This is a genomic window from Alicyclobacillus sp. CIJ1, assembly GCF_057538885.1.
Map to the genome: position 1 here is coordinate 310,399 of NZ_BAAJPH010000063.1, position 25,992 is coordinate 336,390.

The 25,992-nt window shown below is 61.3% G+C and carries 28 protein-coding genes and 1 tRNA gene; 19 read left to right on the top strand and 10 right to left on the bottom strand.

The window, feature by feature from the left end:
• The first annotated feature begins 82 nt into the window (after positions 1–82).
• Genes AC27E8_RS02955 through AC27E8_RS02975 form a run of 5 tightly spaced genes read left to right on the top strand, consistent with a single transcriptional unit; the run spans position 83 to position 5,402 of the window.
• On the top strand, positions 83–1,069 hold the full coding sequence (locus AC27E8_RS02955; RefSeq protein ID WP_487099325.1) for an ABC transporter permease: 987 nt from the start codon (positions 83–85) through the stop codon (positions 1,067–1,069).
• Complete coding sequence (locus AC27E8_RS02960) at positions 1,070–2,065, top strand: ABC transporter permease (protein WP_487099324.1); 996 nt, start codon at positions 1,070–1,072, stop codon at positions 2,063–2,065.
• Positions 2,031–3,026 carry an ABC transporter ATP-binding protein gene (locus AC27E8_RS02965; RefSeq protein ID WP_487099323.1) on the top strand — a complete coding sequence of 332 codons (996 nt, stop codon included), beginning with the start codon at positions 2,031–2,033 and terminating at the stop codon, positions 3,024–3,026. Before AC27E8_RS02960 ends, AC27E8_RS02965 begins: the two co-directional genes overlap by 35 nt.
• Complete coding sequence (locus AC27E8_RS02970; protein ID WP_195868141.1) at positions 3,019–3,993, top strand: oligopeptide/dipeptide ABC transporter ATP-binding protein; 975 nt, start codon at positions 3,019–3,021, stop codon at positions 3,991–3,993. Before AC27E8_RS02965 ends, AC27E8_RS02970 begins: the two co-directional genes overlap by 8 nt.
• A 50-nt stretch (positions 3,994–4,043) precedes the next feature.
• The gene (locus tag AC27E8_RS02975; RefSeq protein WP_487099322.1) at positions 4,044–5,402 is read left to right on the top strand and encodes a GH1 family beta-glucosidase; all 1,359 of its coding nucleotides are present in this window, start codon (positions 4,044–4,046) and stop codon (positions 5,400–5,402) included.
• A 46-nt stretch (positions 5,403–5,448) separates the two neighbouring features.
• Here AC27E8_RS02975 and AC27E8_RS02980 read toward each other — a convergent pair whose 3' ends face one another.
• On the bottom strand, positions 5,449–5,952 hold the full coding sequence (locus tag AC27E8_RS02980) for a CBO0543 family protein (RefSeq protein ID WP_487099321.1): 504 nt from the start codon (positions 5,950–5,952) through the stop codon (positions 5,449–5,451).
• A 265-nt stretch (positions 5,953–6,217) separates the two neighbouring features.
• Positions 6,218–6,304, bottom strand: a tRNA-Leu gene (locus AC27E8_RS02985).
• 144 nt (positions 6,305–6,448) lie between these two features.
• Here AC27E8_RS02985 and dapF point away from each other — a divergent pair.
• Positions 6,449–7,285, top strand: coding sequence for a diaminopimelate epimerase (dapF, locus tag AC27E8_RS02990; protein ID WP_487099320.1), 837 nt, complete (start codon positions 6,449–6,451; stop codon positions 7,283–7,285).
• Between the two features lie 32 nt (positions 7,286–7,317).
• Here the strand turns inward: dapF and AC27E8_RS02995 are convergent, their stop codons facing one another.
• The 4 genes from AC27E8_RS02995 to AC27E8_RS03010 are packed head-to-tail and all read right to left on the bottom strand — an operon-like array spanning position 7,318 to position 10,768.
• The gene (locus AC27E8_RS02995) at positions 7,318–7,668 is read right to left on the bottom strand and encodes a DMT family transporter (RefSeq protein ID WP_487099319.1); all 351 of its coding nucleotides are present in this window, start codon (positions 7,666–7,668) and stop codon (positions 7,318–7,320) included.
• Positions 7,669–7,693: 25 nt separating this feature from the next.
• A complete protein-coding gene (locus AC27E8_RS03000) occupies positions 7,694–8,611 on the bottom strand; it encodes a glycosyltransferase family 2 protein (RefSeq protein ID WP_014464753.1) in 918 nt (305 codons plus the stop codon).
• A gap of 37 nt (positions 8,612–8,648) precedes the next feature.
• Positions 8,649–9,899 (bottom strand): glycosyltransferase family 39 protein, encoded by a 1,251-nt coding sequence (locus AC27E8_RS03005; RefSeq protein ID WP_487099318.1) that lies wholly within the window; start codon positions 9,897–9,899, stop codon positions 8,649–8,651.
• A gap of 8 nt (positions 9,900–9,907) precedes the next feature.
• A complete protein-coding gene (locus AC27E8_RS03010) occupies positions 9,908–10,768 on the bottom strand; it encodes an MBL fold metallo-hydrolase (protein ID WP_487099317.1) in 861 nt (286 codons plus the stop codon).
• Positions 10,769–10,891: 123 nt separating this feature from the next.
• Here AC27E8_RS03010 and AC27E8_RS03015 point away from each other — a divergent pair, with 123 nt between their 5' ends.
• The 4 genes from AC27E8_RS03015 (at position 10,892) to AC27E8_RS03030 (ending at position 16,843) form a co-directional block, all read left to right on the top strand.
• Positions 10,892–11,752: an HAD-IIA family hydrolase gene (locus AC27E8_RS03015; RefSeq protein ID WP_487099316.1), complete on the top strand. Its 861-nt coding sequence runs from the start codon at positions 10,892–10,894 to the stop codon at positions 11,750–11,752.
• Positions 11,753–11,918: 166 nt separating this feature from the next.
• Positions 11,919–12,449 carry a transcriptional regulator NrdR gene (nrdR, locus tag AC27E8_RS03020; protein ID WP_014464749.1) on the top strand — a complete coding sequence of 177 codons (531 nt, stop codon included), beginning with the start codon at positions 11,919–11,921 and terminating at the stop codon, positions 12,447–12,449.
• A gap of 12 nt (positions 12,450–12,461) precedes the next feature.
• Positions 12,462–15,665, top strand: a complete 3,204-nt coding sequence (locus tag AC27E8_RS03025; RefSeq protein WP_487099315.1) for an adenosylcobalamin-dependent ribonucleoside-diphosphate reductase — start codon at positions 12,462–12,464, stop codon at positions 15,663–15,665.
• Between the two features lie 146 nt (positions 15,666–15,811).
• The gene (locus tag AC27E8_RS03030; protein WP_487099314.1) at positions 15,812–16,843 is read left to right on the top strand and encodes a cation diffusion facilitator family transporter; all 1,032 of its coding nucleotides are present in this window, start codon (positions 15,812–15,814) and stop codon (positions 16,841–16,843) included.
• Here the strand turns inward: AC27E8_RS03030 and AC27E8_RS03035 are convergent.
• Positions 16,794–17,117: a DMT family transporter gene (locus AC27E8_RS03035; RefSeq protein WP_014464746.1), complete on the bottom strand. Its 324-nt coding sequence runs from the start codon at positions 17,115–17,117 to the stop codon at positions 16,794–16,796. The genes AC27E8_RS03030 and AC27E8_RS03035 overlap by 50 nt on opposite strands.
• Positions 17,118–17,344: 227 nt before the next feature.
• On the opposite strand from AC27E8_RS03035, the gene cls reads away from it, so the two are divergent.
• From cls to AC27E8_RS03070, 7 genes are all read left to right on the top strand, one after another.
• Complete coding sequence (gene cls / locus AC27E8_RS03040) at positions 17,345–18,793, top strand: cardiolipin synthase (RefSeq protein WP_014464744.1); 1,449 nt, start codon at positions 17,345–17,347, stop codon at positions 18,791–18,793.
• Positions 18,794–18,806: 13 nt separating this feature from the next.
• The gene (gene rpiA / locus AC27E8_RS03045) at positions 18,807–19,481 is read left to right on the top strand and encodes a ribose-5-phosphate isomerase RpiA (RefSeq protein ID WP_487099313.1); all 675 of its coding nucleotides are present in this window, start codon (positions 18,807–18,809) and stop codon (positions 19,479–19,481) included.
• 62 nt (positions 19,482–19,543) lie between these two features.
• Positions 19,544–19,738 carry a hypothetical protein gene (locus AC27E8_RS03050; RefSeq protein ID WP_067851740.1) on the top strand — a complete coding sequence of 65 codons (195 nt, stop codon included), beginning with the start codon at positions 19,544–19,546 and terminating at the stop codon, positions 19,736–19,738.
• A 117-nt stretch (positions 19,739–19,855) separates the two neighbouring features.
• A complete protein-coding gene (locus AC27E8_RS03055; protein WP_487099312.1) occupies positions 19,856–20,512 on the top strand; it encodes a TVP38/TMEM64 family protein in 657 nt (218 codons plus the stop codon).
• A gap of 50 nt (positions 20,513–20,562) precedes the next feature.
• Positions 20,563–21,045: a MarR family winged helix-turn-helix transcriptional regulator gene (locus AC27E8_RS03060; RefSeq protein ID WP_487099311.1), complete on the top strand. Its 483-nt coding sequence runs from the start codon at positions 20,563–20,565 to the stop codon at positions 21,043–21,045.
• Positions 21,042–21,923, top strand: coding sequence for an NAD(P)-dependent oxidoreductase (locus AC27E8_RS03065; protein WP_487099310.1), 882 nt, complete (start codon positions 21,042–21,044; stop codon positions 21,921–21,923). Before AC27E8_RS03060 ends, AC27E8_RS03065 begins: the two co-directional genes overlap by 4 nt.
• Before the next feature lie 25 nt (positions 21,924–21,948).
• A complete protein-coding gene (locus tag AC27E8_RS03070; protein ID WP_487099309.1) occupies positions 21,949–23,103 on the top strand; it encodes a glycosyltransferase in 1,155 nt (384 codons plus the stop codon).
• A 7-nt stretch (positions 23,104–23,110) separates the two neighbouring features.
• Here AC27E8_RS03070 and AC27E8_RS03075 read toward each other — a convergent pair whose 3' ends face one another.
• Complete coding sequence (locus AC27E8_RS03075; RefSeq protein WP_487099308.1) at positions 23,111–24,145, bottom strand: LCP family protein; 1,035 nt, start codon at positions 24,143–24,145, stop codon at positions 23,111–23,113.
• Positions 24,146–24,220: 75 nt separating this feature from the next.
• The gene (locus tag AC27E8_RS03080) at positions 24,221–24,406 is read right to left on the bottom strand and encodes a hypothetical protein (protein ID WP_041695814.1); all 186 of its coding nucleotides are present in this window, start codon (positions 24,404–24,406) and stop codon (positions 24,221–24,223) included.
• 102 nt (positions 24,407–24,508) lie between these two features.
• On the opposite strand from AC27E8_RS03080, the gene AC27E8_RS03085 reads away from it, so the two are divergent.
• Together AC27E8_RS03085 and AC27E8_RS03090 are read left to right on the top strand one after the other, a co-directional pair.
• A complete protein-coding gene (locus AC27E8_RS03085) occupies positions 24,509–25,390 on the top strand; it encodes a DUF72 domain-containing protein (RefSeq protein WP_487099307.1) in 882 nt (293 codons plus the stop codon).
• Positions 25,387–25,596 carry a hypothetical protein gene (locus AC27E8_RS03090; protein WP_014464734.1) on the top strand — a complete coding sequence of 70 codons (210 nt, stop codon included), beginning with the start codon at positions 25,387–25,389 and terminating at the stop codon, positions 25,594–25,596. Before AC27E8_RS03085 ends, AC27E8_RS03090 begins: the two co-directional genes overlap by 4 nt.
• Before the next feature lie 7 nt (positions 25,597–25,603).
• Here the strand turns inward: AC27E8_RS03090 and AC27E8_RS03095 are convergent, their stop codons facing one another.
• Positions 25,604–25,969 (bottom strand): hypothetical protein, encoded by a 366-nt coding sequence (locus AC27E8_RS03095; protein WP_487099306.1) that lies wholly within the window; start codon positions 25,967–25,969, stop codon positions 25,604–25,606.
• Positions 25,970–25,992 lie beyond the last annotated feature (23 nt).

Sequence of the window (25,992 nt, forward strand, 5' to 3'; positions counted from 1 at the left end):
GCGGCGGCAGCTAGGATAGGAGTAAGCGGATACATGGGCGCAGCCGCCGCCGGTGCGCCCGTCCCAGAAGGAGGGGAGATGCATGCGGTACTTTCTAAATCGATTTGGTTTTCTCATCTTGTCGCTTTGGGCAGCCATCACGCTCAACTTTATCTTGCCGCGCCTCATGCCCGGGAATCCGGCGCAGGCGATGATTGCGAAGCAAGCGGGGAACATCAATCCTGCCGCGCTCAAGGCGATTGAGGAGCAGCTCGGGCTGTCAAACGGACCGCTTTGGCAGCAGTATTTTCAATATCTCGGCAACCTGTTGACGGGACACTGGGGCGCTTCGTTTCAGTACTTTCCGACGCCGGTGGTCAACATTATTGAGACGAGCCTGCCGTGGACCATCGTGCTGCTCGGTGTGGTGACCATCATTGCGGTGGTCGTCGGAACCCTCATTGGCATTCTGATTGCCTGGCGCCGCGGCGGAACCGCGGACAACGTAATCCCAGTGGCTACGATGTTCGGCCAGGCCATTCCAACTTTCTGGCTCGGGCTCATTCTCATCTACTTTTTCGGATTCGTCCATCACTGGTTTCCGCTCGCGCACGGGTACGGCGATGATGTGACCCCAGGGCTCAATGGCCCATTTCTGGCGAGCGCGGTCTACCACAGTATCCTGCCGGCGGTGGTGGTGTTTGTCGGGAGCATCAGCGGTTGGATTGTCGGCATGCGTAACAATATGATCACGACGCTCGGCGAGGACTACGTGGTGTTCGCCGAAGCCAAAGGGGTATCGAAACGGAGACTGATTTTTTCGTATGCCGCTCGAAATGCGCTTTTGCCGCAGTTGACCTCCGTGGCCATCGCACTCTCGTCCATCATCGGCGGGCAGATTCTCATCGAACAAGTATTTTCGTATCCAGGTATCGGCTACGGACTGACGAACGCGGTGGCGAGTGAAGACTATCCGCTCATTCAAGGGATGTTTCTCATCATCGCCGTGACGGCCCTTGTCATCAATTTCATCGTCGATATGCTGTATGGACGGCTCGATCCGCGCGTGCGCAGAAGGGGGGCGGCGTGAATGACCATCGCAGCCATCGATGTGGCGGAGTCGCGCGCGAAACGCGCGAGTCGGCGCAGGAACTCGGCGTTGCGCCAGTTCTTTCGAAATCCGAAGGCTCTTGCGGGCGTGGTGCTCTTTGGCGTGTTTCTGGTGGTCGCCGTGTTCGCACCTGCCATCGCGCCGTACAATCCGACGTCAACGGCGTTTGGTATGCTTCAACCTCCGTCGCACGCGCACTGGTTTGGTACGACGAGCCTGGGCCAAGACGTGTTTTCCCAATTTATTTGGGGCACGCGGACCACGCTCATCGTAGGTGTCGGCGCCGGACTGTTGAGCACCGTCATCGCCATCCTGATTGGGGTCACGGCTGGGTACGTGGGCGGCGTCGTGGACTCCATCCTGAATGCACTCTGCAATATCTTCCTTGTCATGCCAGGCTTGGCGCTGCTCATTATCATCGAATCGTACGTGCACAACACGACGCCGTACATGAACGGTCTCATTATCGCGCTGACGGGCTGGGCGTGGGGCGCGCGCGTGATGCGGTCGATGGCCATGACCATCGCAAGCCGGGATTACATCGCGGCGGCCCGTCTGTCGGGGATGTCCACACTTCGCATCATCGTGTTCGAGATCGTGCCGAACATGACAAGCGTGATTGCGTCCAACGTGATGTACGCCTGCCTGGCGGCGGTACTGGCGGAGTCGGGACTCGCGTACCTCGGCTTCGAAAACGTGGCTTCCACGAGTTGGGGCACGATGCTGTACTGGGCGACGCAGAACAGCGCGCTGATGAGCGGGGCGTGGTGGTGGTTCGTGCCGCCGGGGCTCGGCATCGCGCTACTAGGCACGAGCTTTGCCCTCATGAACTTCGGCATCGATCAGGTGACCAATCCGCGTCTGCGAACGTCGCGCAGGCGCCGGCAGGTCGAGAAACTCTTGCGCGAGCTTCGGGCGCAGCAAAGCGAGGTGCATGTGGATGGGAGAGACGCGAGAAGCGGTGCTTCAGATTGAGGACCTGTCTGTCGCCTACGTGACGAACACGGGGCTCGTGCATGCGGTGAGCGATGTGAACTTGACTGTCCATCGGGGCGAGATTGTGGGATTGGTTGGGGAGTCGGGATCGGGCAAGTCGACAATGGCGTACACCATCATGCGGCTGTTGCGCGGCGACGCGGTCGTCACGAAGGGCCGCGTGCGCGTGTTGGGACAGGATGTGTACGCGCTGTCTGAAAAGGAACTCAGGGCGTTTCGCTGGAGCAAGATGTCCATGGTGTTCCAGAGCGCGATGAGCGCTTTGAACCCGGTGATGACCGTGGAGACGCAGATCGTCGACACCATCCTGGCGCATCGTCCGGACCTGTCGCGCCAGGCAGCGCGCGAGCGGGCGCAGGAGTTGCTCGATCTCGTCCGCATCGACCGGAAACACCTTCAGAGCTACCCGCACGAGCTCTCGGGCGGCATGCGGCAGCGAGTCGTCATCGCCATCGCGATTGCGCTCAACCCGGCGCTCGTCATCATGGATGAGCCGACGACCGCGCTCGACGTGGTGGTGCAGCGGTCTATCCTGGACGAGATCCGGCGCATTCAGGAGCAGGTGGGCTTCGCCATTCTGTTTGTCAGCCACGACTTCAGCCTGGTGGCGGAACTCGCGTCCCGCGTCGCCATTATGTATGCGGGCCGCATTGTCGAATTGACGCCGAGCCACCTATTGAACCTCGCCGAGCGGCATCACCCGTATACGGAAGGGCTGCTGAAGGCTATCCCGCAGTTGACTGCGGACGAGGTGACGATTCAGGGTATCGGCGGCTACCCACCGGACTTGCAGGATCTGCCGCCCGGGTGCGCGTTTCATCCGCGCTGCCCGTACGCCATGGACATCTGCAAGCGCGTGCGCCCGGCGCAGGTGCGAGCGGGTGAGAAGGTGCTGGAGTGCCACCTGTTCAACGAGGTGGAGGTGAAGGCTCATGTCTGAAGCACTCGCGACCGCCCAGGCAACAGCCCTCGTCGACGTGCGCGATCTCGTCGTCCGCTTTCCCATCGGCCGTGGCCGGTTCATTCGCCCGGTCGATCACGTCAGTTTCTCGCTCCAGCCTGGCGAGGTGTTGTCGCTCGTGGGCGAGTCGGGATCGGGCAAGTCCACCATTGGCAAGGCGTTGGTGCGGATGATCGAGCCGTCGGAAGGCCAGATCTGGGTGGCTGGCCGCGATGTGGCGCACATCCGGGGGCGAGAACTGAAGGCGTATCGAAAGGACGCGCAGATGGTGTTTCAGGATCCGTTCGGCTCCCTCAATCCAACGCGTACCATCGAGCAACACCTGGCGTTTCCGGTGCGAAAGTACCGCCGCGAGGGCCAGGGCCGCGTGACCGATCTCATCGATGAGCTGCTCGCCAAGGTCGGGTTGACGCCGGTCAGCGAGACGCGGCGCAAGTATCCACACGAGCTGTCGGGGGGCCAGCGGCAGCGCGTCGCCATCGCCCGCGCGCTGGCCGTGAATCCCAAATTTATCGTCGCCGACGAGCCCATCTCCATGCTCGACGTGTCGATACGCGCCGGGATTCTCAAGCTGATGAACGAACTGCGCGAGGAAATGAACATCGCGTTCCTGTACATCACACACGATCTCGCCTCAGCGCGCTACATTGGCAACCGCATCATGGTGCTTTACGGCGGCAAAGTCATGGAAACGGCGCCATCTGCCGAACTGATTCGGCATCCGGTGCATCCCTACACGCGGCTGTTGTTTGCGGCGACCCCGGGCACGCGCCACCAAGGGCCGCTGCCGGAGACGTCGAACCGCCCGCCGAACCTGCTCGAAGATCGCGTCGGATGCCCGTTCGCCGACCGGTGTCCGTTCGTCTCCGAGCTTTGCCGGTCACAGGAACCGCCGCTCGTCGAGGTGGCGCCCGGCCACTATGCCGCCTGTCACCATCCGGGGTGATGTGGCGCCACGAGTACGTGAGGCAACGATGCAGCAAGGGAGATGACAAGATGCGCAAGTTTCCAGATGCATTCGTGTGGGGGACCGCGACGGCATCGTATCAAGTGGAAGGGGCCGCGCGCGAGGGCGGCCGTGGTCGGTCGATTTGGGACACGTTTTCCCACACGCCCGGCAAGGTCGCCGAGGGACATACCGGGGATGTCGCTTGCGATCACTATCATCGCTACGAAGACGATGTGCAGCTCATGAAAGAGCTCGGGATCTCGTCATACCGATTCTCTATCGCCTGGCCGCGCGTGATGCCAGAGAAGGGGCGCGTCTGGGTGAAAGGACTCGACTTCTACAAGCGGCTCGCCACCAAGCTGCTTGAGAACGGCATTCGCCCGGCCGTCACCATGTATCACTGGGATCTCCCACAGTGGATAGAAGACGAGGGTGGCTGGAACAGCCGAGATACCGTGTCCCGCTTCTTGGAGTACAGCGAAATCCTGTTTCGCGAACTTGGTGATCTCGTCCCCATGTGGATCACGCACAACGAGCCGTGGTGCGCTTCCATCCTGGGATACGGGATCGGCGTACACGCGCCGGGCCTGAAGGACTGGCGCCGCGCATACCGCGCCGCGCACCATCTGCTCTTGTCGCACGGCCATGCGGTCCGCCTGTACCGCGAGCTCGGCTTGCGCGGCGAGATCGGCATCACCTTGAACCTCACCCCGGTCTATGCGGCCACGCCAAGTCCAGAAGACTTGGCGGCAGCCGACAGGCAGGATATGTTCCAAAATCGGTGGTTCCTCGATCCCGTCCTCAGAGGGGAGTATCCAGAGGAGTTCTTGCAACGTGTGGATCGAGTGGTCGGTGGGTTTGATGCCGTCAAGCCTGGGGACCTGGAAGTGATGGCTACACCCGTCGACTTTTTGGGCGTGAACTACTACACGCGCGCCGTGGTGGCGGACGATCCGTCCGATTCGCTGCTCGGCGTTCGGCACCTGCCGGGCGAAGGCCCCCGCACTGAGATGGACTGGGAGGTCTATCCCGACGGTTTGTACGACCTGCTCTGCCGCCTGCGTCGGGACTACGGCGATATCCCTATCTACATCACCGAGAACGGCGCCGCCTACGACGATCACGTCCAGGATGGGGGCGTCCACGACGCGGATCGAGTGGCATATCTCGCGTCGCACTTCGCCGCAGCACATCACTTCCTTGAGGAGGGCGGCAACCTGCGCGGCTATTACGTCTGGTCGCTGATGGACAACTTTGAATGGGCATTCGGATACACGAAGCGATTTGGCCTCGTGTATGTGGACTACGATACGCTCGCTCGCATCCCGAAGGACAGTTATTTTTGGTATCAAAGCGTGATCCGCGAGGGCGGACTGGTGCCGATGGAACCCGCGGAGACGCGTTGACGTTTCTTCCATGTGATGCAGGCCAGCGTGCGCTGGCCTGTTTCGTTCAGGTGTCGAATGGGACGTGAAACCAGGCGAGAAACAGGGATGTGACGAGTCCGCAGAATCCAAGCGAGAGGCGCCAATTTTGGTCGTGCAACCACATTACGAACAGCATGCACGAATCGAGCAGGATGGACCAACCAAACGCCCAGCCGTGGTAGTACTCAATCTCATGCGACAGCACGAGTACGAGCTCGAATGCGCTGTAGATGGCCAGAAACAGCGCGAAATGCAGGAGACGCCGGCCGAGCGAACTGGGCATGTAGCGGAGGAACAAGAGCGTGGTACAAGGGAACAACACGAAGATCTGAATGAGCTGCGACAGCTTGTCGGTGATGAACCACCACCTTGGGTGATACCACATCATGTATCCCCGGCAGACCAGGTTGTACATGAGGGCGATCACGGCGATCCAGAGCACGGTCCTACAGTACTGGGTAAGGTACAGATGTGTGCGTGTCGCGAGGACCACGGCGAGAAACGCGGCCGAGAAACATAGGACTACCACATGATTCGCCTCAGCTCCTTGGTGTAGGCGTCTTCGGGGCGAGGCCGTGCGGCAGGCTTATTTCAGAGTATGAGAATGGAGGGCGCCGTCCATACCGTCGAAGATTGTTGAATCGGGGCTCGGAGCGAGCTTGTGCTGGCGACCTGCCATCCTCCAATCCGCGAGATGCGGCCATGTCCGGTGGGGCGCGAGTAGGACTCATGATGACCATGAGGACAAGCAAAAACCCCAGCCCTTTACGTCCGGGCTGGGGTTTTTGCTACACTGGTGCGGTCGAGAGGACTTGAACCTCCACGGAGTTGCCCCCACTAGAACCTGAATCTAGCGCGTCTGCCAATTCCGCCACGACCGCATGTCTGAGTTTGCTTCGTCCGCTGCCCGTTTCCGCATCAGCACCGCAGCGAACGATTACATTATACAAGGAATCACGCAGGTTTGCAACGAATCATTTCATCGGTGGCCCGATTTTTTCAATCGTGCTCAAGGAGGCGTTCGTATGCAGTTCTTTAAGATGCACGCGCTCGGCAACAACTATGTGTTTGTCGATACGGCCCGGACAACTCTGCCCACGGACGATCTCCCGTCGCTCGCGCGCCGGGTGAGCGACGTGCGCAGAGGGATTGGCTCTGACGGCCTCATCCTCGTCACGCCCTCCGACAGCGCGGATGTCGGCATGCGGATCTGGAACGCGGATGGATCGGAGGCGGAGTCCTGCGGCAATGGCCTGCGCTGTGTGGCCAGGTACGCCTACGAGCGCGGGTTGGTCGACGCCACGCACTTCTCCATCGAAACGAAGGCAGGCGTTGTGGCGGCGCAGGTGCATCTGGACGTCGAGGGACGCGTGCGGCTTGTGACCATCGATATGGGCGAGGCTCGTTTCGGCACGGAAGCCGTACCGTACCGAGGGACGGATCGCGGCGACGACGTGCGCGTGCAGGCAGGCGGCGCAAGCTATACGGGCACGCTCGTCAGCATGGGAAACCCCCACTTTGTCACGCTGGTCGATTGCGTCGATGAGGTGGACGTCGAGCGTGTCGGGCGCGCCATTGAGTCCCATCCCGACTTTCCCGAACGCGTGAATGTGGAGTTTGTCTCGGTGCTTGCCCCGGACGAGATCGACTTCCGCGTGTACGAGCGCGGATCGGGCGTGACATTCGCGTGCGGCACAGGGGCATGTGCGAGCGTGGCGGCGCTCGCCAAAAAGGGATTTGTACGGAACCGGGTGACCGTGCACCTCTTGGGGGGCGATCTCGACATCGAGATTCGCGAGGACGGTCACGTGTGGATGACGGGGGAAGCGCACTGGGTGTGCGAAGGGACGTACTACGCGTAGGAATCCATAGGAATCCAGCGGGCGGGCGGCGCCTATACGGCGACCAAAGCCACGCCCGCGAGGATCACGAGCACGCCGGCCCAGCGGATCCAGGGCACGTGCTCGTGAAACACAAAGATGGACACGAGAATCGCGAGCACGTACGCGAGGCTCTGCAGGGGATAGAGCAGACTCAGGGACAGCTTGTTCAAGAGGAAAATCCAAATCACCGTCGCGATGACATACAGCACGATGCCCGCGATCACCCAGGGAGAAAACATGGCCGCGATGACGGATCGCAGGCTGTTGAGATCTCGATGTTGCAGTCCGTACTTCCAAAGCGTCTGCCCGCCGACGAGCAGGCAGACGTTGAGGAGAATGAGGATGGCGTAGCCAAGTCGCATGGGAGGGTTTGGCGCTCCTTTGTCTTCAGTCCTTGAACTCGTTCTGCAAGAGCTCGTAGTAGTCGCGGTGATGGCGGACGATGGTATCCAAGATGAAGCCACACGTTAGGCTGTTGGTGGCCAGCACCATGAACCCGACGGCGAGGATGGCGGACGGGATCTTCGCGATGCGGCCAAACGAGAAGTACTCGTACAACACGGGGATGCCGACGCCGAGCCCGGCCAAAAAGAGAATCAGCGCGACTGCCGTGAAGAAAGCGAGCGGCTTGTAGTCTTTAAAAATCCAGAAGACGGTCTTCAGCACTCGGATGCCGTCGCTGAGCGTGTTCAACTTGGAGTGGCTGCCTGGCGGCCGATCCCGATACTGAATCGGGATCTCCAGAATGCGAAACCGCTTGTCCAGGGCGTGAAGCGTCATCTCCGTCTCGATTTCAAAGCCTTCGCTCTGAATGGGCATGGTCTTCGCGAAGCGGCGGCTGAACGCCCGGTACCCGGTCATGATGTCCCGGAGATCGGCGTGAAACAGGGTGTTAATCAGCTTCCGCACCAACTGGTTGCCGAAGTTGTGGAAAGGGCGCTTGTTTTCCTTCGAGTAGGAGCCGTCGGAGTGGCGGTCGCCGATACACATGTCGGCCTCTCCTTCGATAATCGGCCGAATGAGATCGTGCACGAATTCTGCGGGGTACGTATCGTCGCCATCCGTCATGACGTACACGTCCGCGTCGATGTCGCGAAACATGGAGCGCACGACGTTTCCCTTGCCTTGGCGCGTCTCCCTTCGCACGATGGCGCCCGCTTCCCTCGCCACTTCCGCCGTGCGATCGCGCGAGTTGTTGTCATAGACGTAAATCTCCGCATCGGGCAGTTCGCGTTTGAAGTCCCGAACCACTTTTCCGATGGTCAGTTCTTCGTTGTAACACGGAATGAGGACTGCGATTCGCATGGTCTGGGCATGCCTCCATCGTGAAAATCGTCCGCGCTTATGGCGCGGTGACTCGGCGCGGCGACGCCTTGCGCATGCGCGCCCAGGCTGTGACCAGGTAAATCACCGCTCCGACACCGACAAACAAAAAGGGCATGGTCGGGTACGCGTACCGATTAATTGGGATAAAGGGAAGCTGAACGACGATGAGAAAGACGGTCAACCAGCTCAGCCATCGAATATACCGCATCCCGAATCCCGCTGCGAGCCCGATGGCCCCGATGATGACCCACATCAGGTGCAGGTGGGCATAGGCAAAGGTGATCCGGGTCAACAGGCCCGCGTGTTGCGGCAGTACGCTATTGTACCAGGGTGTGCCGAACAGCCAGCCGAGTTTGTCTAAGGTGTACCATTTGAGATAGGCCAGCGGGTGGGTGTGAAAGCCCTCCACAATGCGGTGAATGGCGAGGGCCTTTTGCTGCGCGTACGTCAACCCGTTCGACAAGCTCGTGTCCTTATAAAATGTCGGATCCGAGCCGAACAGGAGCGGATTTGCCGCGTCGAGATCCGTCGTGATCCATTGGTGCATCGCCACGAGATTGCGCACCCACCATGGTACCATGGCGATGCAGAAGGTGGCGACGTACAGCGCATAATTTCTCAGCATGGGCCTCCAGGCGCGCCTCGTCTCGCGCTGCAAGAAGAGGCAGGCCGGCGCCGCCAAGAGCGGTGCGACGCTTGGGCGAATGAGCGTGGTCACCGCGAGTAACAGGCCCGCGACGATGAAACTCGGCCATGTGCGGTCTCTAACCAGGACGAGGAACGACCACACGAATGCGAGAAGAAACGGGATGTAGAGGTTTTCTGTGAGCAGTTGATCATTCGCGTAAATTACGGGCGGGTACAAGGTCCACAGGAGCGCGGCGAGGAAACTCGCATAACGCGGCAGCCGAAAGCGGGCAATCACATACAAGAGTACGCTCGCTGCCACGGCCAGCAGGTGCTGAAACGCCTGCGCTACGTGCATCGCCGTCTCATGGCTGGTCGTGAAGAGGGCGGACACCCGATACACGAGCGCGAGGAACAGCGGGTAGCCCGGGGTCACCTGGGCGGCAGGGCCCCAACTCCAGTACGCGTACAGATGCAGCGCGTTCAGCACGTGCGCGGAATGATCATAATAATAGGCGTCCCCGTACAACAGGACGGGTTGGCGCCATGCCTTGACGATGAAATACACGTGATAGACGAGCGCGATGGCCGTCAACAGCCCGAGCCACGTCCGATCCTTCGCAAACGACAAGCGCTTCACGGGTGGGTTCACTCCTCAGTGCGTGCATATCGCATGATCCAGTCCGTGGAGGACATCGCCTTGCGCACAGCGCCGCGCTCTTCGAGGTGCTCCAGGTGCGCCATCACCGTGTGACGCGCGAACGGCCAGGCGCGCGAATCGGCGCCTTGGTACAGGGCGGCCGTGAGTTCGGCCAGCGTCTTTGGGCCGCCGGCCAGAATGGCCAACAGTTGCTCCTCTCGCATCTGGCGCCGCTTGTATAACCGCTCCGCCGCGAGCTGCGGGTGCCAGATGGCGGGCCCGTGTCCCGGGAGCGCCACTTCCGCGTCTGACGCCATCACGGCTTGCAGTGCGCGGTAGTAATCCGCCATGTGCCCGTCCGGCGGCCCCACCCAAACGGATCCCTCTTCCACCAAGTGATCGCCGACAAAGAGCGCCTTGGCGTCGGGGAGCCACAGGTGAAGGTGACCGTGGGTGTGCCCCGGCTGATGGACGACATATAGGTCGCGATGTCCTGCGCGCAGGCGCTCTGGGCACGGTTCAAAAGTGCCAGCTCCATGCGGAAACTTGACGTCGAACGCAGCAATGTCCAAAGGGTGCATGAATGCGGGGGCAGCGAGACGCGCCTTGAGCGCCGGAATGCCAGCCGTGTGGTCGACGTGGTAGTGCGTCGCGATGATCGCGGCAACGCGCTGGATGCCGAGTTGCGGAAGGTGCGCCATCACGAGGTCGAGATCGCCATCGGTGACGCCTCCGTCGACGATCACGGCCTCGCCGCCGTCCTCGATCACATACAAATTGACGGTTCCGTACGGCAGTACGTTCGGATACGCAACGCGCATACACCACACGCCGGGGAGTACGCGCTCCCATGGCCCTGCATTCGCCAAGTCGACCCCTCCGTCTCCGCGACAATCAGTTTCATGTTAAAAGTTTGTTCGAGGCGGGTCAATTTGTCACCCTATCGTGTGGTACACTCGATCTGCTGTTCGGCTGGCAAAGGAGGGACTGGGATGTCTCGTGCGTCATTGCCAGGGGAGATGTCTCCTGAGGCATTCTGGCATTCGGGGTTCAAAGGCGCGCTCCTGGACCTCGACGGCACCTTGTTTCGCGGGCGAGCCGTGATCGAGGGGGCTCCCGAGTTTGTTCGCACCCTTCGCTCGCGGGGCATTCAACCCATCTTTTTTACCAACAACTCGTCGAGAACGCCTGTTCAGGTCGCCGCGTTTTTGCGCGATCTCGGCATCCATGCCCATCCCGAAGAAGTGGCTACCTCCGCCCAGGCGGCTGCCTTCCTGATTCGTCAACGGACGTCCGCCGAATGTCAAGGCGAACCGCCCATGGTCGCATTTGTCGGCGGCCCCGGTTTGGAAGAGGCTCTTCGGGATGAAGGGTTGGAGCCGCGAAGGGCTCGGGCGGACGAACTGCGGGCAGCGTGGGTGAATCGTGCCGTTGCCGTCGCCGTGGGGCTCGCACCGGACGCCTGCTACGGCGACCTTGCACTTCTCGCCCGCGTCGCGCATCGCGTCGGCTGGATGGTTCTGACGAATCCGGACCGACGGCTGCCCGTCGAGGACGGTTTCATGCCTGGCAATGGAGCGCTCGGCGCGTTTGTGCAGACCGCTTCGTCGGCCGAGGTATTCGTGACAGGGAAGCCGGATCCGTCGTTTGTCGACTATGCGCTCCACCGGTTCCATCTTCGTCGAGAGGAAGTCGTCATCGTCGGCGACAACGTGGAGACGGACGTGGCGGCGGGGCGGGCGGCAGGCCTTGCGACGGTGTGGGTCAGGTCCGGCTTGGAAGGCGAACTGGATTCGGCGCATTCCCCCGAGTGGACGGTCGACTCCGTGGCGTCGCTTCTTCCGCACCCTTGAAACCGCCAAGAATCCTCGCCGAAGTTCAACGCTTGGACCCTTGTTTCTCGCAGATATAGTGTTTATAATCGCGGTGACTCGAGTTTCTGACACTACATATAGGACGGAAGGCTTGTCATCTGCGGCGGATTCCGCGAAGTGCCCGGTGCGCACGGGGGTGAGCAGCATGAAATGTCCGTATTGCGGAGCGGACAACACGCGCGTCATCGAGTCGAGGCCTGGCGAGGACGGGACGACCATCCGCAGGCGGCGCGAGTGCATTCATGAGGCCTGCGGGCGGCGTTTTACCACCTATGAGCGGGTGGAGCAGCGGCCGCTCATGGTCGTGAAAAAGGATCAGAAGCGGGAGGAGTTTTCCCGCGACAAGCTTTACCGCGGCATCATGAAGGCGTGTGAAAAGCGCCCTATCCCTGCGGAGACGCTGGAGGCGGTGTGCGACGAGATCGAGCGAAAGCTGCGGCTCGAGTACGAACGCGAAGTGCCGTCTTCGGTCATCGGGGAGCGCGTGATGGATGCGCTGCGGGAGCTCGACGGCGTGGCGTACGTCCGATTCGCGAGCGTGTATCGGGAGTTTCGCGATGTCGAGACGCTGCTGAAGGAAGTGCTTGCGCTCATCGGTGATCGGGCGCGCGCGGCGGAACGGCCGGCGCAGGCGGACAAGCCCTCCGGCGACGGAACGTCGTTCGCGCGAGGATAGAGGAGGATTCGAATGGCCATCGAACAACGGGAGAGGCCCATGCTGGATCTGAACGACGACGATTACCTGGGACCGACTGGTGAAAAGATCGTCGCCGACCGGTATTTGCTGAAGGACATCCGCAAGGAAGCTTTGGCGCCAGGAGCGCTCGTCGTCGCCGTGTTGGACAAGAAGCGCGCCTACCACGAGCTTGCGCGCGTGAAGGCGGTGGATCGCGATGCGGACCAGGTCACGGTGGAGCTCCGGGATGGTTCGCTCGTGGACTTGCCGGCAAGCCAAGTGGACGTGCTGCTCGAAACCTCACCTCGGCAGATGTGGCGGCGCGTCGCTCGGGGCGCTGCTGCGGTCACGCGCCAGCCGGAGGTGTGGGAAGAGGCGTTTTACGAGCTTCAGAAGGGTTGGCGCTACGTCCCAGGCGGGCGTATCAACGCGTCGCTGGGAACCGGCATGCAGGTGACGAGCTACAACTGCTTTGTGATTCCAAACGTGGGCCCCGACCTTCGCGACTACGCGGAATCGTTTGGCCAGACGCTCGAAATCCAGGCGCGGAGCGGCGGCGTGGGCATGAACCTGTCTCGCATCCCACCTCAGGGCACCCTGATTCCCGTCAGCAGGGCGTCCCGGAAGACAGAACTCATGCTGGTCCTAGACGCCTGGCATCCCGATCTCGCCGACTTTCTGGAGACTGAGTACCCTCATTCCACGAAGCTCGTCCGCGCCGACGCCGCGTTTTGGCGCGCCGTGGAAGAGGACGACGAGTGGGTGTTTCGGTTTCCGGACACGTCGGTGGAGGGGTATGACGACAAATGGACGGGCGATCTCGACGCGTGGTTGCGCCAAGGTCTTCCCGTCGAAGAGCACGGGCGCATCCGTGCGCGCGAGCTCATGGAGAAGATCTTGGCTTCCGACGCGCACCTGGTGCCGCAGGCCGTCGGATTCTGCCTAAGCCCTGGGGACAGCCGCAGCACCATCGCGAGAACCCTCGGGGACATGTGGGAGGCGATGCGGGACGGCAAGCGCGTGTCGATCGTCCTGTCGTCGCTTCGCCCGCGCTATAGCTATGTCCGCGGTGTGAACGGGCGGTCGTCCGGCGCGTACTCGTGGGGGCTTCTGTACGACAAGGGGAACCAGGTGTTCGGCGAGGGCTTCGGCCCCGTGGGCGTCGGAGAGATTATGAGCGTGGGCTGTCAGCTCACGCTTCAGGGCGGTTCCCGCCGCGGCGCCTTGATGCTCATCTTGAACGACCGCCACGCTGATCTGCCCAAGTTCATTCGCGCGAAGCAGGTGGACGGCGTCATCACGGGAGCCAACATCAGCGTGGGCGTGTCCGAGGAGTTCATGGAGGCGAAACGCCGTGGCGAGTCGTGGCAGCTCGGATTTGTCCCGGCGTCGTACCGCGAGGCGTTCGATGGAGACTTCGGGCGCTGGATCGAAGAAGGCAAGCCTTTTGAGGTGACAGAAACGGTCTCCGCCGCGAAGCTGTGGCGCGACATCTGTGAGTCGGCATGGAAATCTGCCGAGCCGGGCGTCGTCTTTTTGGGTCGAGCCAACGCGATGAGCAACTCGTGGTATTTCAACCCGCTCGTCGCCACCAATCCGTGTGGAGAGCAGCCGCTTCCGCCCTATGGGATCTGCAACCTCGGCGCGGTTGTTCTAGCTCGATTTGCCAATGGTTTTCGCGACAGCGGCGTTCGGACCGAATTCTCCGATCCCGAGCGCGAGGCTTATGTGCGATCCCGCCTTCTCGAGAAGTTCTCGGCGGACGAGGCCGAGTTTCTCCTGCATCACATCCGCTGGGAGGAGCTCGAGCGCACGACGCGCTGGGGGATTCGGTTTCAGGACGCCGTGATCGATGCGACCTACTATCCGTTCGAAGAAAACCGGCAGAACCAGATGTCCGAACGCCGCGTGGGGCTTGGCATCATGGGACTGCACGATCTGATGCTCTACTGCGGCATTCGCTACGGCTCGGAGGAAAGCGTCAAACTGATTGACGTGCTGATGGGGCTCATGGCGGAGTGGGCGTATCTCGAGTCCGTCGAGCTGGCGAAGGAGTACGGGCCGTTTCCGAAGTTCGACGCGGACAAGTTCCTGCAATCCGGCTTCATGCGCCACATGGCGGCGGAGCGCCCGCACGTGGTCGACGCCATCCGCAAGCATGGCGTGCGTAATGTCACGACCATGACCATTGCGCCGACCGGCACGACGGGCACGATGGTCGGCTGTTCGACGGGGTGCGAGCCATACTACGCGTGGTCGTACTTCCGCAACTCTCGCCTCGGTTTGTTCGAGGAACACGCGTCGATCGTCGAGGAATACCGGCGCGCACATCCGAACGAGGAGAGCCTGCCGCCCTACTTCGTCACCGCAATGGAGCTCACGCCAGAGGAGCACGTGCGCGTGCAGGCCGCGCTGCAGCGATGGATCGACAGTTCCATCTCCAAGACGTGCAACGCGCCGAACTCGTACACGGTGGAAGACACGGTGAAATTGTACGATCTCGCCTACGAGCTCGGCTGCAAGGGCATCACCATCTACCGGGACGGATCGCGCAGCGAGCAGGTACTGTCGCTGAAGAAGGACGACGAAACGGGCGATGGCCAGGAAGCGAAGGGCGCGGCAACCTCGGAGACACCCGAAAAGGCGGCACAACCAGCCCAGGCTGCTCCTGCTCCGGGTGGGTACGTGAAGCGCCGGCGCCCCGACGTGCTCTATGGTGCGACGTACCGCAAGGAGACCCCGCTCGGCAAGGCGTTTATCACGATCAACGACGATCCGGACACGCACATGGCCACCGAGGTGTTTGTCAACGTCGGCAAGGCCGGATCGGACGTGTACGCGGCCAACGAGGCGCTCGGCCGGGCCATCACGCTGTACCTGCGCGAGTCGAACAACCCCAACCGCGAGGCGGAGTTGGTGAAACACTTCTCCGGCATTGGAGGCCAAAATGCCGTGGGCTTCGGCGCGCAGCGCATCACGTCGGTGCCGGACGCCATCGCCAAGGCCTTAATCGAGCACGCCGAGACGTTCCCGCTTCGCCAGATGGCCGCGCGCCAGGCGGCGACGTCTGCGCCGGACGAGCTCGACGACGCGAAGCCGTCGGAACTGAGGGCGTATTCCATCGCGAAGGATTGGTGTCCGGAGTGCCATCAGCACACGTTGATTCGCCAAGGCGGATGCTACGAGTGTGAGGCGTGCGGTTACAGCAAATGTTGATGGGGCGGGCGGCTCGAGCCTTCGGGCCGCCCCACTGTGTGCGAGAGGCGATCCCGGCCTGCGGTATTGCGCGGGAGGCGAGGAACGAATATCGTGAAGGTGATCGCGGCATCGGGCCGCGGGACCACGCACGAGGAGAAAGAACGATGTCCCATTCGCACGACGAACATCCGCACGGTCATCATCACGCGCATGGTGGCGGGCACGTGCACGAAGGCGAATGGCTGCATGTGCACGCGCCGGCCGACAAGATGCGCCTGGCGTTCTGGTTGACGGCGCTGGTGTTTCTCGCGGAAGTTCTCGGTGGGGTGGTGTCCGGCAGTTTGGCCCTTCTGTCCGACGCAGGCCACGTGCTCACGGACATGGCCGCGCTCGGGCTTTCGTGGTACGCGCTTCGACAGGCAGAGCGGCCGTCCGATGCGCGCATGACCTTTGGCTATCATCGCGCTGGCATTCTGGCCGCGCTGTTGAACGCGCTGCTCCTGCTCGGCGTCACTGTTTGGGTGATGGTGGAAGCCTGGAACCGGCTGCAGCACCCTCGGCCGATTGAACCGCTGTGGATGTCGCTTAGCGCTGTGGTCGGCGTTATCGTGAATCTCGGCATGGCCGTCGCGATGCGCGGCGAGGACAATCTCAACGTGCAGAGCGCCGTGCTGCACATGCTGGGCGATATGGCGGCTTCGCTTGGGGTCATCGCGGCGGGCGCCGTGATCGCCTGGACGCACTGGGAGCCCATCGATCCCATTCTGAGCGTGGCCATCGCGCTGGCCATCGCCTATGGCGCCGTCCGGCTCGCGGGACGCGCCACGCGCATTCTGATGGAGGGGGCGCCGGCCGATGTGAATGCCCGAGACGTCGTGAACGCCATCCTGACGGTGGAAGGCGTGCGGGGCGTGCACGACCTTCACATCTGGTCCATCGCGAACGGGCGCAATGCGCTCTCGTGCCATGTGGAGATGGACGGTGTCACGACGGTATCCGAAACGCAGGGCGTGATCCGGGAAATTGAACACCGGCTGCGCCACCTCAATATCGGGCACGTCACCGTTCAGGTGGAAGACGAGGATCATCCTCACGAGCCGAGCGTGTTCTGCGCTCAGGCGCACCAGGAGATGCGCCGCGGCGAGGTCAATGGAGTGGGCGATGAAGGTTCAAGATCACCACGCCCGCCACAATGAGCCCGATGCCTAAACCCATCAGCGGCGTGATAGGTTGCCTGTAGGCAACGGCGCCAATCGCCGCGATGGCCGCGGTGCCGACGCCGGACCAGATGGCGTACGCCACGCCAATGGGAATGGTTCGAAGCGCCTGCGAGAGCGCGTAGAAGGAAAGCGCGTAGCCCAGGACCACGGCCAGCGAAGGCCAGAGGCGTGAGAATCCGTGCGTCAATTTGAGCATCGAAGTCGCCAACACCTCGGACGCTATGGCAGCCGCCAAGAACCAACCGTTCACAGGTGTTCACTCCTCTCTGGGAACGTCGGAGACGGGCGATCGCGCATACGCTATAGCACAGACGCGGTTGGAGGTGCCCGATATGACGTATCCCGCGGATCAAGCATATCTCAAATGGATGGCCATTGCGGCGTTTTGTATCGCGTTTGCGCCGCTCGTCTGGCCGGTGCTGCGGGCGCGGCCGTGACGCGCCCGCGCCTGGCGCCATGCCGGAATGGAGACCCAACATGCCGTGGTTGCACATCGCCTATTTGCTCGTTTTTGCACTCGATCTCGTCACGGCCTGCGTGATCATTTTCGTAGAGCGGCATAACGCCGCCGTCACGTGGGCGTGGCTCATGGTTTTGTTGTTTGTTCCAGTTGGCGGATTCATCTTGTACGTGCTGTTTGGACAACATATCAGCCGCTACCGGTTGGCCCGGTTTCGCCTGCGCAATGCGCCCTGGGTGGCGCGCGCCGCGGAGCGCCAGCACCGGCAGGTTGAGTCGGGCCATGTGTTGTACAAGGAACCGGCCGCACAGCGCCATGCGGATCTCATCGCGCTGAATCTCAAGACGGCTTACGCGGTCTATACGGAAGATAATCGCGTCGATGTCTTCGTGCGCGGGGTGGACAAGTTCGAAGCCCTGTTCGAAGACATTCGAAAGGCGAAGGATCACATCCACCTCGAATACTATATCTTCCGGCCGGACGACCTCGGCAAGCGCCTCGTTTGCCTCCTGGCCGAGAAGGCGCGCGAGGGTGTGCAGGTTCGCCTCCTTTACGACGCCGTCGGCTGCGCATGGACTCCCAAGTCGTTTTTCGAACCGCTGGTGCGTGAAGGCGGGGAGGTCGCCGCTTTCTTTCCTTCCCGCATCCCGTACGTGAATCTGCGCATGAACAATCGCAACCATCGGAAAATCGCGGTGGTGGATGGGTCCGTCGCATACGTTGGCGGTTTCAACGTCGGAGATGAATACCTGGGCAAGGACGAGCGGTTCGGCTTTTGGCGCGACACGCATCTGCGCATCGAAGGTAGCGCCATCTTGGAGTTGCAGTCTATCTTCCTGTTGGATTGGAATTCCTCATCTAAGCGTCCCGTGGAATTCGAGGAGCGCTATTTTCCTCGCGTTTGCGGGCGCCCCGGCGCGACCGGCATGCAGGTGGTGGCGAGCGGACCGGACACGGATTGGGAGCAGATCCGGAATGCGTACATCAAAATGATTTACGCGGCCAAAGAGAGCATCTATATCCAGACGCCGTACTTTGTCCCGGACGACAGCCTGTTGACGGCGCTGAAAATTGCGAGTCTTTCCGGCGTCGACGTGAAGGTCATGTTGCCGGGCAAGCCGGATCACCTGTGGGTTTTTTGGGCCTCGAGATTTTATCTCGGCGATCTGCTTCAGGCGGGCGTGCAGTGTTACCTATACCGAGACGGCTTTCTACACGCCAAAATGGTGGTGACGGATCGGGAATTGGCCTCCGTCGGCACAGCGAACATCGATATTCGCAGTTTCAAACTCAATTTCGAAGTCAATGCGCTCATCTTTGACCGAGACAAGAGTGGGCATCTCGCCGATCTGTTCGAGCGCGATCTTGAGAAATGTGATAGATTGACGCTGGAACAATATCGATCACGGCCGAGAGCCGAACGCATCATGGAGAGCTGCGCAAGGCTTTTGTCTCCGATTCTGTGAAAGGAAGTCGAGCATGGAGAAGAAGAGGATGGCGGGTGAAGAAGCCGCAAAGCGAATTCAACCTGGGATGAAGGTCGGCCTCGGAACGGGTTCGACCGCGTATTACACCATTGTCGAGGTGGGCAGACGGGTCAAGGAAGGGCTCGACATCGTGGCCATCCCCACGTCGCGTGAGACGGAGCGGCTAGCCCGAGAGCTGGGAATCCCTTTGACCGATTTCCGCAACTGTCCTCGCCTGGATCTCACCATCGACGGCGCCGACGCGGTCACACCGGACCTTCAACTCATTAAGGGCGGCGGAGGCGCGCTGTTGCGCGAAAAGTTGGTCGCGTCGATCTCGGATGAGCTCATCATCGTCGTAGATGACAGCAAGCTGTACGATACGCTGTCAGGGCTCGCCATCCCCATTGAAGTCGTGCCTTTCGCGTGGGAGACGACCGCGCGGCGGATTGAACAACTCGGCGGACGCTGGACGTTGCGCGAGCGAAACGGGGAAGTGTTCGTCACGGACAATCACAATTACATCCTGGACACGGTGTTCGATGAAGTGGCTAATCCAGCGGATTTGGCGCGGCGTCTCAAGTTGACCACCGGAGTCGTGGAGTCGGGGCTGTTCATCGACATGGCGAACGAGGTGGCCATCGGCACCGATGAAGGGGTGGTGTGGCGCAGGAAGCCAGGGGTTTGAGCGCGGGCCAAGCGCATACATACGGATGGGCGGGGCACGGTAAGGCACGGGAGGGATGGCCCATGCAAGGGGAGACGCACCGCAAGCCCGGACCACCGATGCGCAACTTCGGTGAAAAGCTGCTCGCGGAAGGCGATCGCGAAGCGTTGGAGCAGTGGGCGATTCGCGATACCGTCGACGAGCACACGCTGACGCCAAAGCCGGAAGATGGAAAGCGCATCGGTCAGAAGCGCACCTCGCCCATCGAGCCTCGGTGAACGGAGCTGTCGGCGGCGGGCGTCGAAGACGGCCCGTCGCCCTTTGAATGCGTTTGAACCTTTGCCGACAGTCTGATACTGTGAAAGAGAGTGGAATGATAGCGGGGAGTCGTGGATGTGGCGGGGTTTGTTAAGCAACTGCTCACAGATTGGCGCACCATTGCGATGATCCTGTCGGGCGCCCTGGTGGCGGTGGTGGTTCTGTACTTGGACCGGAATCACCGGCTAACCGACTGGATTCAGTCGTGGGGATTCTGGGGCGTGATCTGGGCCATCGCAATCATGGTCATCTGGTGCCTGACGCCCATCCCGTCCGAAGGGCTTTTGATCATCTTCCTGCGCGTGTTCGGGGTTGTCGCGGGAACGACCTATGCGTGGATTGGATCCACCATCAGTTCCATTCTTATTTTTTTCATCGCCCGCTATTTTACGCGCATCATGCTCCAACGCGTCCAGCACCACGAGCGGTTTGAACAGGTCAACCATTGGGTGCGAGAATGGGGGAGTTTGGGCTTGTTGCTAGCCCGCTTGCTTCCGGTGCCCGCGTTTCTCGTCAACTATGTTGCCGGCATGATCCCGGCCACGTCGCTTTGGTCGTACACGTGGACGGCCGTCGTGGCCATGGTCCCGTATTATCTCGGGGTTGCGTTGGTCTACGCAGGTGTGTTTGGCAACTGGATCTACATTCTTCTGGGATGTATTCCGCTCGCGGCGCTCGCCGTGTTTGCGGCTCTGTTGCGCCGCCGCGTCGGGCGCAACGGCCACGCGAAGTGAAGCAGATGCGAAACGGCGAACCATTGCGCAAGACTACATACGTGGAGTGAATGTGGGTGAACGGGGATCGCCTGGATATCGCACAGCGGCTCGACACGATTATGGAGCGGTTCTTCCGCGGGATGCGCTCGCACTTCACCGAGGATAAATTCGGTTTGACGCACACGCAGGCGTTTGTGCTCCGGCACTTGAGCCTCGTGCCGCAGGCCAAGTCGTCTGACTTGGCCCGCATCGCAGGTCTGAGCCCCGGTGCCATCACCCAGGTGTGTGACGAACTCGTTCGGTTGGGCTACGTCGAGCGCGTGCGTTCAAGTGAGGATCGGCGAGTCGTGTACGTGATTCTAACGGATCGCGGCCGTTCCCATCTCCGAGAGCTGACGAGAAGTCGCGCTGTGAAGATCGCGCAACTCCTGGACAAGCTGGGAGAGCAGGACGCGAGGAAGTTTCTCGAACTTCTCGAGCGATTGGTCGCCATCATGGATGAACATCCATGTACAGCGAGTCCACGTGGTAGACAGGAGGATGAACCATGACCGTTGGCTGGATGGGCCTTGGGCTGATGGGTGAGCGAATGGTCAAGCGGGTCGCGTCGTTGGGCGAAGAGGTCCTCGCGTACAACCGTTCGCCAAAATCAATTCAGCATTTGCCTTCCAACGTGCGGCTCACGTCGGATCCGCGAGAAGCCACACAGGGATGCCGGCTAACCTTTCTCATGCTGTCCGATGCCGCGGCAGTGGAAGCGGCGTTATTCGCGTCGGGGGCCATCGATGCGATGGAGCCAGGGGCCATCGTCGTCAACATGAGCACGGTCGGGGTCGAAGACTCGATTCGTTTGGCGGATCAAGTGGAACGGCGCGGCGTGGGGTACGTGGAGTCGCCTGTCCTCGGGACCACCAAGCCGGCCGAAGAGGGGAAGCTCGTAGCCTTGGTGGCAGGAACGGAGGCGAACGTGGAGGCGGCTCTGCCGTATCTACGCACGATGGCGCATGTCATTCACCGGCTGGGCAACGTCGGCAACGCCTCCGCCATGAAGCTCATGGTCAACTACTTGCTTGCGATGTCCATGCTGTCGCTGGGAGAAGCGCTCGCCTTTGCGGAACGGGCGGGGTTCGACGTTCGAACAGCGCTAGACGTGCTGGCCACGAGTTCGGTATGGCCTGCCGTGTACAGCGGGAAGCGCGGAATGATTGAGTCAGGCGATTTCACGCCGCAATTTCCAGTGAAACATCTGGCGAAGGACATGCGTCTGTTCATGGAAGCCAGCGAGCGTTGGCGGGCTCGCACGCCCATGGCGGGGCTCGCTCGGGATCTCCTGCGCCGCGCATCCTCGGGCCCGCTCGCCGATCTCGACATGGCTGCGTTGTGTGCGTGGTTCCGAGATGATGGACAGGGCCAAGCCTCGGCACGGTAGGCCTTGGCGCGAGGAGGCTTGAGGCGTGGACGTCAGTTTGGTGATCCCGACGTACAACGAGCGAGACAACATCCATCCCCTGGTGGAACGCATTCATCGAGCTTTATCCCCTCTAGGGATTTCCTACGAAATTTGGTTTGTCGACGATAGCAGCGATGATACGGTTGCGGTCCTTCGAGATCTGGAGTCCCAGGATCCCGCCGTTCACGTGTTCCACCGCGATCACGAGCGGGGCCTCGCGAGCGCAGTCGTGCGTGGATTCGAACGTGCGCAGGGCAGGTACCTGATTGTGATGGACGCGGATCTGCAACATCCGCCGGAGCTGTTGCCGGCCATCTATGAGCGTTTAGAATCCGGGATCGACGTGGTGATTCCAAGCCGTTTCGTGGAAGGGGGCTCAGACGGCGGGCTGGGCCCACTGCGGAAGTTGATCTCGTGGACGGCGAGGGTGATTGGGCAGCTCGCTCTCCATCGCCTGCGCAAGATCTCGGACTGCACGAGCGGCTTCTTCGGCCTGCGGCGCGACGTGATTGAAGGTGTCGAGCTGAATCCTATTGGATGGAAGATCTTAATTGAGGTGCTGGTAAAGGGCCGCTACCGCAGCGTGCACGAGATCGCATACGAGTTCGTGGCCCGCGATTTCGGCGAATCCAAGATGAGTCTCAAGGAGCAGTGGAACTACTTTCGCCACTTGGTGCGCTTGGTGAGCCAAAGCCCGCCGGATCGGCGGTTCTTCCTGTTCTGTTTCATCGGCCTGTCGGGCGTGGTGGTGAACGAGGCGGTTCTGAGCCTCCTGTGGTACGGCCTTCACCTGCGGGACACCGTGGCATCCGTCGCTGCCTCGCTGGTGGCCATGTTGAATAACTATTTCTGGAACGATCGCGTCACCTGGAAATCCGAATCCTCCGGGCGAGGATGGGGATGGAAGCTGCCTGTGTTTGTCGGCATTTCGCTCGTCGGGATCGCCATCACGACGCTCGTGATGCGAGGATGCGAGGAATTGGGCGTGCCCGTTCCGGTCGGGCAGGCCATTGGAATCCTAGTGTCCACCGTCTGGTCGTATTGGATGAACAGTCGCGTGACGTGGCGAAACATCGAGCGCGAGGCCCGTGGGGATGCGATTGTGGTCACACGGGAGTCGGTGCGGGATTCGCTGATGCGTGCCAAAACAGGCGCGTGACCAGGCGTCAGCCAGATCTCGAACGTTCGGTCGCCGTTTGCGCCGCGCGTGCCTCTGGAGGGAGCCAGGTGCGCGTCTCACGAGGGTCCTGAATGATCCGCGACGGAACTTCGCCGTCTGCGAAAAACCGTTTGGCGACATACCGGGCTTCGGCCGGATTGACGACCCAGTAGCTCAAGTCCCCTGGAATGGACGGGTCGGGATCGTGAAAGGAGCCCGGCAGCGTGGTGTGCACGGCCCGGTACGTCCTGTACTGCGGCGCGCGGGCCGCAAGGCGCGTGATGTCACCAAGGGACATGTCGGTGTCGATCATCTTCCACGCGTCCAGCGCCACTTCGGGCAGCCTGGGCAGTGTCTGTGGGCGAAAGAGCTGGTCCTTGAGCGCCATGAGAAACGCCTGTTGTCGCTCCGTGCGCCCGATGTCGCCGAGCGCGTCGTGCCGGTAACGGACAAACTGAAGCGCCTGTTCGCCGCTCAGGTGATGCCGGCCTTTCCGCAGGTGAATGACGCCGTACACCTTGTCACCCGTGCGGTAGTCCATATTGCGCGGCACGTCGATATCGAGGCCGCCGATGCGATCGACCATGCGCACGAGTGCATCAAATCGAATGACGGCGTAATGGTCGATGGGGAGCCCAATCAAGCGCTCCACCAGCATGCAGGTTTCTTCTGGCCCACCACTCGCGAGGGCTTCGTTGATCTTGTGATACCGTCCGTCTGGGAAGGCCACCTGGGTGTCGCGCGGGATAGAGAGGAGTTCGATGCGGCGGTGGCTGTCATCGAGGCTCGCGACGAGGAGCACGTCGGCATTCCCTCGCGGGTCTTCGGGGCGCTTGTCGCTGCCTAAGACGAGAATCGTCTCGCGCCCCCCAAGTCGCGTGGTGCCTGTGTCTGCGGCCGTCCAACCGGCGGAGGACGGTTCGGCCGAGCGCGAAGGATGATCATGCGCATGCGGCCTTTCCAGCCGAGGCCAGGCGTGCCACGCTCCGAACGCCGCGACAGCCACAGCGACCCACGCCAAACGCCGACCGTGTCGCTTCAAGGAGATCCCTCCCATCTCCTCGTTATCCTGTGAGGAGATGGGGATCTTTATACTGGGACCAAGCTGTGAAACGCGTCATTCGTGGTATAAGACCTGATTGCAATTCGCACAGATGTACACGTACTGCTCGCGCACGACGCGGCCTTCAACGGGCATCCCTGGCTTGATGACAACGCTAGAGTCGAGCTCGACTTGGCGTTCTTCCCGGAACCAGGTATGATCGCAGTGCGGACAGCGGATGGCGTGTTGAGCGCTCGCCATGTCGTTCATCTCCCATCCAAGACCTAGATATCGCGTTCACGTCCACCATTATATCGATGAGCGAAGAACGGGGTCAAAGCCCGCACCGCGGGGAGGTCCAGGATGATACGCGTCGGAACGTGCGCTTTTCACGATCACGACGACTTCTACCCTCGCACCTGGCCCCGGGAGTTTCGACTCGCCTACTACGCGTCGTATTTCGATCTCGTCGAGATCGACAGCACCTTTTACCGCGTCGTGGAGGCCCGCGTGTGGGAGCGGTGGCTCGATCAAGTGAGTCCTTCCTTCCTCTTTCACGTCAAGGCGCCCGGCGCGCTGACGTTTCACGTTCGGGTGATGTCCAGAGAGGCGCGCCGTGACGTGGGTAAGGCGTTTTTGGCGAGTCTCAAACCCGTCGAGGAGCGGGGCCAACTGGGCGTCATCTTATTGCAGTTTCCCCCGTGGTTTGACGCCACGCGCCAGCATCGCGTGACCGTCGAACGCCTGGTGGATTTCCTGCATCCCCATCGCGTGGCGGTGGAATTTCGCGAGCGCAGCTGGTACGCTACCGACGAACGTACCCATCGGACGCTCGAATGGCTCCAGGCCATGGGCGCCGTTCACGTCATCTGTGACGAACCCGACGCGGGGCGTACGTCAGTTCCGTACGTGCCCTGCGTGACGACTCCAGATCTCGCTATTTTCCGCATGCACGGCCGAAATCGCGAGACGTGGAATCAAAAGGGTCTCACTTCGTCCAAGGAGCGATTCTGTTATCGATACAGCCAGGACGAGCTCCGCGAAATCGTTCCGGACGTGCGCGCACTCGCCGAGCGGGTTCGAGAGGTTCACATCCTGATGAACAACAACTCGAACAACGATGCTGTATGGAACGCGTTCGATTGGCTGGATCTTCTCCATCTCGCGAGGCGCCCAAGGCCTCGGCTCGAGCGCGGAGATCAGATCCGCCTGTGGAGTGACGAGAACGATGGAGGCCTGTCATGAACGAACGGTATCCAAACTGGATGTTTGCTGGCGTCGCCATCGCTGCGTACGAGTTTTCAGGTTTCTTGGCGCGTTGGACCGGCGCCTCAGGCATCCGGTGGGTGGGATACGGCGTGGTGGCGGCCTGTGCCGCCATTCTGGGTGTTCGGTATCTGAGAACCTTTTGGTCGAGTTGGAAGAGGCGCCGGGGACCCAACGATCGCTGACTCGGCCTCAGCCGTGTTCGGCGAGGAGGCTCTCCATGTGTGCCGCAAACGCTGGGGAAAGGCGCGTGTAGAATGACACGCCATGTTGCTCAATCACACCCTTTTCCGTAACGAGGTGCATCAAAACGGTCACAATTTTGTAGGGTTTTCCGAACGTATCAGGGGCGTTCCCAAACAGCGGCTTTGCGTGGCGCACGTACTCGGCGTCCGAGCACTCTACCATGCCGAGGATGTGTTCGAGCGCGATTCGATACGTCGTTCGACCTCGCTGTTGGACGAACTCGCGCGTTGTCAACTGATACTTCACCTGGTTGCGCACTTCGCTCCGCTTGAGTTCCCCTCGCAGCCGTTTGACCTTGGGAAATGCATACATCGCGCGGTCTCCTTTCTCGCCTC

Excerpts from the sequence above, each read along its gene's own strand:
- AC27E8_RS02965 (WP_487099323.1), top strand. The coding sequence starts at position 2,031 with ATGGGAGAGACGCGAGAAGCGGTGCTTCAGATTGAGGACCTGTCTGTC.
- cls (WP_014464744.1), top strand. The coding sequence starts at position 17,345 with ATGCCGTGGTTGCACATCGCCTATTTGCTCGTTTTTGCACTCGATCTC.
- AC27E8_RS03030 (WP_487099314.1), top strand. The coding sequence starts at position 15,812 with ATGTCCCATTCGCACGACGAACATCCGCACGGTCATCATCACGCGCAT.
- AC27E8_RS03015 (WP_487099316.1), top strand. The coding sequence starts at position 10,892 with ATGTCTCGTGCGTCATTGCCAGGGGAGATGTCTCCTGAGGCATTCTGG.
- AC27E8_RS03080 (WP_041695814.1), bottom strand. The coding sequence starts at position 24,406 with ATGGCGAGCGCTCAACACGCCATCCGCTGTCCGCACTGCGATCATACC.
- AC27E8_RS02970 (WP_195868141.1), top strand. The coding sequence starts at position 3,019 with ATGTCTGAAGCACTCGCGACCGCCCAGGCAACAGCCCTCGTCGACGTG.
- nrdR (WP_014464749.1), top strand. The coding sequence starts at position 11,919 with ATGAAATGTCCGTATTGCGGAGCGGACAACACGCGCGTCATCGAGTCG.
- AC27E8_RS02960 (WP_487099324.1), top strand. The coding sequence starts at position 1,070 with ATGACCATCGCAGCCATCGATGTGGCGGAGTCGCGCGCGAAACGCGCG.
- AC27E8_RS02975 (WP_487099322.1), top strand. The coding sequence starts at position 4,044 with ATGCGCAAGTTTCCAGATGCATTCGTGTGGGGGACCGCGACGGCATCG.
- AC27E8_RS02955 (WP_487099325.1), top strand. The coding sequence starts at position 83 with ATGCGGTACTTTCTAAATCGATTTGGTTTTCTCATCTTGTCGCTTTGG.
- AC27E8_RS03060 (WP_487099311.1), top strand. The coding sequence starts at position 20,563 with ATGTGGGTGAACGGGGATCGCCTGGATATCGCACAGCGGCTCGACACG.
- AC27E8_RS03065 (WP_487099310.1), top strand. The coding sequence starts at position 21,042 with ATGACCGTTGGCTGGATGGGCCTTGGGCTGATGGGTGAGCGAATGGTC.
- AC27E8_RS03095 (WP_487099306.1), bottom strand. The coding sequence starts at position 25,969 with ATGTATGCATTTCCCAAGGTCAAACGGCTGCGAGGGGAACTCAAGCGG.
- rpiA (WP_487099313.1), top strand. The coding sequence starts at position 18,807 with ATGGAGAAGAAGAGGATGGCGGGTGAAGAAGCCGCAAAGCGAATTCAA.
- AC27E8_RS03050 (WP_067851740.1), top strand. The coding sequence starts at position 19,544 with ATGCAAGGGGAGACGCACCGCAAGCCCGGACCACCGATGCGCAACTTC.
- AC27E8_RS02995 (WP_487099319.1), bottom strand. The coding sequence starts at position 7,668 with ATGCGACTTGGCTACGCCATCCTCATTCTCCTCAACGTCTGCCTGCTC.
- dapF (WP_487099320.1), top strand. The coding sequence starts at position 6,449 with ATGCAGTTCTTTAAGATGCACGCGCTCGGCAACAACTATGTGTTTGTC.
- AC27E8_RS03085 (WP_487099307.1), top strand. The coding sequence starts at position 24,509 with ATGATACGCGTCGGAACGTGCGCTTTTCACGATCACGACGACTTCTAC.
- AC27E8_RS03000 (WP_014464753.1), bottom strand. The coding sequence starts at position 8,611 with ATGCGAATCGCAGTCCTCATTCCGTGTTACAACGAAGAACTGACCATC.
- AC27E8_RS03025 (WP_487099315.1), top strand. The coding sequence starts at position 12,462 with ATGGCCATCGAACAACGGGAGAGGCCCATGCTGGATCTGAACGACGAC.
- AC27E8_RS03090 (WP_014464734.1), top strand. The coding sequence starts at position 25,387 with ATGAACGAACGGTATCCAAACTGGATGTTTGCTGGCGTCGCCATCGCT.